Source organism: Mongoliitalea lutea (genome assembly GCF_014652135.1).
Classification (GTDB): Bacteria; Bacteroidota; Bacteroidia; order Cytophagales; family Cyclobacteriaceae; genus Mongoliitalea; species Mongoliitalea lutea.
Genome location: NZ_BMYF01000026.1, coordinates 57,846 through 64,420 on the forward strand (window position 1 = coordinate 57,846; position 6,575 = coordinate 64,420).

Annotated in this window: 7 protein-coding genes; 6 read left to right on the forward strand and 1 reads right to left on the reverse strand. The window is 36.0% G+C overall.

Going from position 1 to position 6,575, the window contains the following annotated elements; all coding sequences use genetic code 11:
- Positions 1–95 precede the first annotated feature (95 nt).
- Entirely contained in the window at positions 96–1,343 is a 1,248-nt protein-coding gene (gene hutI / locus IE080_RS17530; RefSeq protein ID WP_189585852.1) for an imidazolonepropionase, read from the reverse strand.
- Between the two features lie 752 nt (positions 1,344–2,095).
- Here hutI and IE080_RS17535 point away from each other — a divergent pair.
- The 6 genes from IE080_RS17535 to IE080_RS17560 all read left to right on the forward strand — a co-directional run bounded on the left by IE080_RS17535 (position 2,096) and on the right by IE080_RS17560 (position 6,479).
- Positions 2,096–2,266: a hypothetical protein gene (locus tag IE080_RS17535; RefSeq protein ID WP_189585855.1), complete on the forward strand. Its 171-nt coding sequence runs from the start codon at positions 2,096–2,098 to the stop codon at positions 2,264–2,266.
- 76 nt (positions 2,267–2,342) lie between these two features.
- The gene (locus IE080_RS17540; protein ID WP_189585858.1) at positions 2,343–2,771 is read left to right on the forward strand and encodes a hypothetical protein; all 429 of its coding nucleotides are present in this window, start codon (positions 2,343–2,345) and stop codon (positions 2,769–2,771) included.
- Positions 2,772–2,919: 148 nt separating this feature from the next.
- Entirely contained in the window at positions 2,920–3,222 is a 303-nt protein-coding gene (locus IE080_RS17545; protein WP_189585862.1) for a hypothetical protein, read from the forward strand.
- Between the two features lie 182 nt (positions 3,223–3,404).
- Positions 3,405–3,893, forward strand: a complete 489-nt coding sequence (locus tag IE080_RS17550) for a hypothetical protein (protein ID WP_229800716.1) — start codon at positions 3,405–3,407, stop codon at positions 3,891–3,893.
- The gene (locus tag IE080_RS17555) at positions 3,893–4,423 is read left to right on the forward strand and encodes a TlpA family protein disulfide reductase (protein WP_189585866.1); all 531 of its coding nucleotides are present in this window, start codon (positions 3,893–3,895) and stop codon (positions 4,421–4,423) included. Before IE080_RS17550 ends, IE080_RS17555 begins: the two co-directional genes overlap by 1 nt.
- The gene (locus IE080_RS17560; RefSeq protein ID WP_189585869.1) at positions 4,398–6,479 is read left to right on the forward strand and encodes a peptidase domain-containing ABC transporter; all 2,082 of its coding nucleotides are present in this window, start codon (positions 4,398–4,400) and stop codon (positions 6,477–6,479) included. Before IE080_RS17555 ends, IE080_RS17560 begins: the two co-directional genes overlap by 26 nt.
- The last annotated feature ends 96 nt before the right edge of the window (positions 6,480–6,575 follow it).

Sequence of the window (6,575 nt, forward strand, 5' to 3'; positions counted from 1 at the left end):
TATTTCAATCCTTTTCAATTTATTCTAAATAAGCTTAGTCAGCTGCCTAATACACTGTTATTTCCATTATATTTCAACTTTATTTCCACCATATTTCATTTTATTTCAACTCCATTTTTAAACACTTTAAACGGCTTCAACCGCCCCTGCATATACGTAATTTCCCGATAATCGGCTGTGGGGAAAAGAACGATATCGGCCAACATGCCCGGATTCAATTGTCCGCGGTCGTGGAGGTTCAGGGCGGCAGCGGCTCTGGTAGTGATGCCCGCCAAGACTTCCGCATTACTGAGTTTCTCGTAAGTTCCCAAAACAGCAGCTTGCATGAGCAAATCACCCATTGGGGCCGAACCAGGATTCCAATCAGAGGCGATAGCTAGGGAAGCACCTGCATCGAGTAGTTTTCGTGCAGGAGTGTAGGCTACACCCAAACCCATCGACGCTCCCGGTAAGGCTACTGCTATGGTATCAGATTGAGCAAGTAATGCAATTTCTTTATCAGTACTCGCTTCCAGATGGTCTACGGAGATGGCTCCGAAGTTGACGGCTACCTGCGAACCACCAGTATGAAACTGGTCTGCATGGACTGTGATGTCGAAGCTCATTTTTTTGGCTTTGTGTAAGTAGGATTGTATATCTTCCGGAGTGAAAGCTGTATCCTCAATAAAGGCATCGATGCGATTGGCTAAGCCTTCTTCTTGGAGGATGGGAAAAAGTTCATCAGCAATAGCTTTCAGATAATCACGCTGGGTTCCTTGGAAGTCTTTGGGGGGAATATGTGCTGCCAAGCAGGTTGGGATCAGGTCTGCATAAGTGCTCTCATTGGCTTCTTGGATGGCTCGGAGCATTTTGAGTTCTTCGGCTACGGAGAGTCCATAACCACTTTTGACTTCAATGGTGGTGATACCGTCTTTGAGGTGCCTGTTGGCTCGCTGAACAGTCAAGTGAACCAGCTTTTCCTGTTTGGCTTTCCGGGTTTGGGTGACCGTATCCCAGATGCCTCCGCCTGCTTTGGCGATTTCCAGATAAGACTTTCCGGCATTCCGCATGGCATAGTCTTGGGCACGGCTACCGCCGAAACAGATATGCGTATGGCAATCAATCAGACCGGGCAATGCCACAAAGTCCCCTTTTAAACTGACCATTTCAGCCCCTATTGACTGTGCTTCGGGATATAGATCCCAGTAATTCCCAATCTGATGGATGCGATCATTTTTGATCAGGATGCCTGCTTCAGAAATGATGTCCAGCTGTTCATCTTTAAGCGCTCCTTTCATGGGAAGTCCTGCCATGGTGATTGCTTGGCGAATGGGGCCGATAAGGGTATGTTTGATGGTTTGCATAGTACTTAAGTTAACCTTTGAGGTTTTCAAAACCTCGAAGGTTTGAACATTGATTTTTTTAAACTTTTAAGATCTCTGAACCTCGAAGATTCTTTTGGTTTCTCCCAGTCTTGCCTGTCGGCAGATAGGGGCGAAAAGGCACAGTTTTTAATCACCTTGTTTCCTTCTGGATTTCTCGCAACGAGCGCCACGGAAATGCGCAACGACCGCGGAGCGCTAGTCCACGAATTACACCAATTTTCACAAATTTTTTCTAAATAAACATAGTTAAGGTGCTCTTTGCTCTTGACTCTAATATCTCGTCTCTCGCATCTCAACAAAAGTACCCAAATCCCCTCATAATCTTCCATACCAATTTATTCAATAAGTAATAACCTGGAGTAATTTTTAAAAATCAGTGATGGAATGCAAATGGTTATATTGATTTGGAATTTTACGCTATCGGATAATTGGGATGGATGTCGGAATATTTGAAAAAAAATATAATTTAGCCGAATTGCACTCTAATTTTTTTTCCTAAACTATAAAAAAAGTTTATTATTTTGGAAAACCCATGTTCAATTACTAATTCTTTAGTTTTTCAGGGGGGGGTAAACTAATTTTTAAAAGATTATTTTGAAATTGACTATTGGAATAGTACAAAATTATCTAAGTGTTTGTTATTCAGCTGTTAGGTAATTTGGGAAAGTGGTATGTATAATGTAGTTTCAATCATTGTAAATTATTTCTAACAGTTTTAACCATTATAAATTATGGAACAACTTAACATAGATCAGATGGAAAATCTGGTCGGAGGATCGGATTATTGTGACCATGCTTGGCTGTTGCTAAGTGGCGGTGGATTTCAGGGTGATAGTGACTTATACCAATTATTGATAGACTCATATGAAAAGCACTGTCAAGGTCATAATCAGCAATTGTAACTAATCTATAAGAGCTGACATAATTTGTCAGCTTTTATTTAAAAAATGTTTTAAAATAACTAATCAATTAATTGTTATGTTGCTAAAAATTATAATTTTTGCCTATATATTATTTAATTATAATGAAGATCCTCTTATAGGAAAATGGAAAATGTACCGAAATGAAACCATGGAAAGTATTCTTACTTCCAATAGATTTCAAATGGAAGATGAACAGACACAACAAGCTTTAGCTGATACCTTTTCTAAAGTTCTTAATGGTTCATTTTATCATTTTGAAAAAGACACTGTAACCTTTACTGATTATAAAAATAGTGAGATTATTGAATTAAAAGGCTTATGGTGGACGAATGGTGATACCTTGGTGATCGGACAATTACATAAAATGAGTGTTCAAAAATATTTAATTACTAAATTGGATAAGTCTGAGCTTCATATGAGATTAATAGATCCTCGAGATGGGGTTCCATTCAGAAATAGAATGATTTTTAAAAGGGAAGAATAATTTGGTTTTGATAGATTTAAATATGACACTGAGATTAAACTTGTTACTGATTTTTACTGTATTCTTAGACCCTATTTTGGAGGCTCGATGGGTAATTCAAAGTTTTACTTCTTTTGAGAGGGTCCTCGACACACAAGCCTTTCAAGCTATGGATACAGATCAGCATATAAGAGCTTATGAAATGTATAGCTTGGCAATGAAAGAATTTGAGCTTGTTTTTAAAGGAGATACTATTTTCTTTAAAGACTTAAGAAATGAAGCAATTATTGATAAAAAAGGAATTTGGTATATTGATAAAGATACGTTGATAATCAATGACCTAGAAATTATGGCTTCGTACAAATATTTTATTCAACAATCAGATAGCTGTAGATTAATTTTAAAGCCAATCCTTCCAGGACCAAAGGTTGCAAAATATGGGAGTACCTACAAGTTCATTGATTGTTATTAGAATTAGTTCTAAATAGGAGTATTCATAAAATTTTTAAATAATGTTTTGGAAAAATGAATAAATTATTGTTTTTAATAATAATTAACATTGTTATATCTATTTATATTGACTTTATAATTCTCACAGATGATGTTTTTTATTCACACTTTTCAGAGCAATATTCTTATACCAGAATAGGACAGATGCTTGAATTTAGAGGGAAATGGCTATGGGTAACTTATCTCATCACCCCTGTGATCACTTTTTTTAAGATATTAATCCCTGCCAGTTTAGTATATCTGGGGTTTTACCTATCTAATTTGAAGTATCCCTTTTCTGATGTTTTTAAGTCCTGTGTTATTGCAGAGTTTGTATTTTTACTTCCTGTTTTATCCAAGATCTTATGGTTTGAATTTGTAGAGCCAAGCTTCACTTTGGAGGAGTTTAATTCTTTCTATCCTTTATCTCTTTTCAGTCTTTTTGATTCAAGTTTGTTAGAGAAATGGTTTCATTACCCATTCAAAGCGCTGAATGTTTTTGAAATAGGGTATTGGTTTGCCTTGGCAGGAAGTCTGGCTTTTGGACTAGGTCAAGAATTCAATCAAATGCTTCGTATAGTGGTCTTCTACCATGGGTCTTTCCTTGTTTGCTGGATACTTTTTGTGGTATTCATTTCTTTGAGTATTTATTGATGGCAAGGAAAATATACATACTGATCATTTTGAGTGCTGTTCTTTTACTCAGTATTCTCATTTATAATGGAATTAGGAGGAAGACCTCAATTCTAGAAGAAATCTCAACTATCCCTGAGTTCTATTTTTATGATTCTATAGGAAATATTGTTCATCAGAAGGAGTTGATACGTTTTAATTCTCCTACGGTTATTTTTTATTTCAATTCAGCCTGTAGTTTATGTAAAGAGGAATTTTACTTTATTGAAAAGCATCTTCAGGAATTTAAAGACGCTCAATTGATTTTTATATCCACAGAAGATTTTGAAGATATTGAACCTTTTGCAGCTGAATTTAACCTTTGGGGTAAGCAGAGGATACATTTTCTTCAGGATAGGGAATTGTTATTTGGTACATATTTTAATTTGGAGACAGTTCCTTCTACACTTGTTTACGATCATGATGGTGCATTACTAGGCGCCTTTAAAGGAATGATAGCGATCAAAAAAATTATCCAATTAGTCCATGATGGATCTCGAAAAGAAAGTTAGGCGATCCCATATCCAACAGTTGAGTAACACAGATTGTGGAGCAACTTGTTTGGCAACCATTGTCAAGTTTTTTGGTGGTGAAGTTTCTTTGGAACATTTGCGGAGGGTGTGTGGAACTACAAGAGAGGGTACTACAATATTGGGGCTTTTTCAGGGAGCAAAGAAGATTGGTCTCGATGCTAGTCCTCTCAAGGCAAAAGAAATTAAAAATCTAAAAGATCTGAATATGCCTGCCATCTTGCATGTGATAATGGATGGAAACAGAAATCACTACATTACCTATTTTGGATATAAGGATAATCTTTTTCTAATCGCTGATCCAGGAGGCGAAGTTTTGTGGGTTGAAGAGGATTATTTAACTAGTATTTGGAAAAGTATGGCTTTGCTTTCCTTAACTCCCAATCAGGATTTTGAATTTTTGGAAAATCTCACAAAAAAGAAGATTCGCTGGCTATATGAGATAATAAAGGAGGACTTTCCTATACTGGGTATTATGGCGTTTTTAGGTTTAATTATGACGGTTTTGGGTCTGTCTGTATCTGTCTTCTCCCAGAAATTGATTGATGAAATACTTCCCAATGCAGATTTCCAAAGACTAACTTTGGGACTTATTCTTGTTTTTGTTTTGCTTTCGGTCCAGTCAATTACAGCATATATCAGAAGTAAAATCACAGTAAAGCAAAGCACAGCGTTTAATTCAAAAATCGTCTTGGATTTTTATTCAAGGCTCATGAACCTTCGAAAAGAATTCTTTGATAGCCGGAAAACTGGAGATTTTATCAGTAGACTAAACGACACCCAGAGAATTCAACGGACGATTACCTACCTTGCAGGAGATCTTTCGGTTGATTTGCTTTTGATTTTAGTTACAACCTTCGCCGTTTTTTCCTACTCAAACCAAATGGGCTATCTGCTTTTGTTTTTTCTACCGCTTTATTTTGCATTAGTGTATACATATTCCAAAAGGCTTAGCACGAAACAAAAGTCGGTGATGAAGGCTTTTGCCATGACAGAAAGTAATTATATAGATACCATACAAGGGATTTCAAGCATCAAAAATTTTGGTAAGGAAAAAAATGTTACTGCGTTGAATAGTGACATCTACCTAAATTATCAAAATCAGGTTTACAGTTTAGGGATTTTAGGAGCGGGAATGGGTCTGAGTTCTAATTTTTTAGGAGTTTTGTATATGTCAATACTACTTTCAGTGGCATCATTAATGGTCCTGAGTGAAGCGTTGATGCTAGGTGAAATGGTGGCTTTGATTGCCTTTTTTGGAATGATCATTCCTTCGGTGAATAAGTTGGCAATGTCTAATGTACAGATTCAAGAAGCTAAAATAGCCTTTGAAAGAATGTTTGAGTTTGGCTTTGCTGAAAATGAGAAGATTAAAATACAATCAGAAAAATTTGATGTTATTGAGTGTTTACATCTGATAGATATTAATTTTCGATTTACAGGGAGAAAATCACTTTTGAATAACATTAACTTAGAAATAGAAAAAGGTAGATTGACCTGTGTCTTAGGAGAAAGTGGAGGAGGGAAAAGTACTATGTTGCAACTGATACTCAGATTTTATGATTTGGAATCAGGGAAAATTATAATCAACGGTAAAACAGATATAAAAAATGTAAACCTAATTTCGTGGAGATCCTGTGTAGGGTATGTAGAACAAGAAACTAAAATCTTTAATGGTTCCCTTTTACAGAATATTTGTTTTTTTGATCCTAAAGTGAACGCTGAATCTGTAGTGAATTTTTGCAATGAATATGGTTTGATGAAATTTTTTAATCGTTTACCTGCTGGTTTAGAAACAATAATTGGTGAAGAAGGAATAAACCTTTCCGGTGGTCAAAAACAGTTGGTTTCATTTGCGAGAACTCTTTTTCATAATCCCAAATGCCTGCTTTTGGATGAATTTACCGGAGCGATGGATAAAGAAACCGAAGGTTTTATGTTACAAGTTTTGGATGACCTAAAGTATAAAATTCCCATTCTCATTGTTACCCATAAAATTTCTCCAGCTTTAAGGTCTGATTATATTTATATTCACTAGTGTCCGAGAAACGATTTTAAAATAAGGGTAGATTCAATTGCTTAAACCTACCCTATTTTGTGTACTTTGTGTTTACGACAACATAAATTACACATG

Excerpts from the sequence above, each read along its gene's own strand:
- IE080_RS17535 (WP_189585855.1), top strand. The coding sequence starts at position 2,096 with ATGGAACAACTTAACATAGATCAGATGGAAAATCTGGTCGGAGGATCG.
- hutI (WP_189585852.1), bottom strand. The coding sequence starts at position 1,343 with ATGCAAACCATCAAACATACCCTTATCGGCCCCATTCGCCAAGCAATC.
- IE080_RS17560 (WP_189585869.1), top strand. The coding sequence starts at position 4,398 with ATGATGGATCTCGAAAAGAAAGTTAGGCGATCCCATATCCAACAGTTG.
- IE080_RS17545 (WP_189585862.1), top strand. The coding sequence starts at position 2,920 with ATGGATACAGATCAGCATATAAGAGCTTATGAAATGTATAGCTTGGCA.
- IE080_RS17555 (WP_189585866.1), top strand. The coding sequence starts at position 3,893 with ATGGCAAGGAAAATATACATACTGATCATTTTGAGTGCTGTTCTTTTA.
- IE080_RS17550 (WP_229800716.1), top strand. The coding sequence starts at position 3,405 with ATGCTTGAATTTAGAGGGAAATGGCTATGGGTAACTTATCTCATCACC.
- IE080_RS17540 (WP_189585858.1), top strand. The coding sequence starts at position 2,343 with ATGTTGCTAAAAATTATAATTTTTGCCTATATATTATTTAATTATAAT.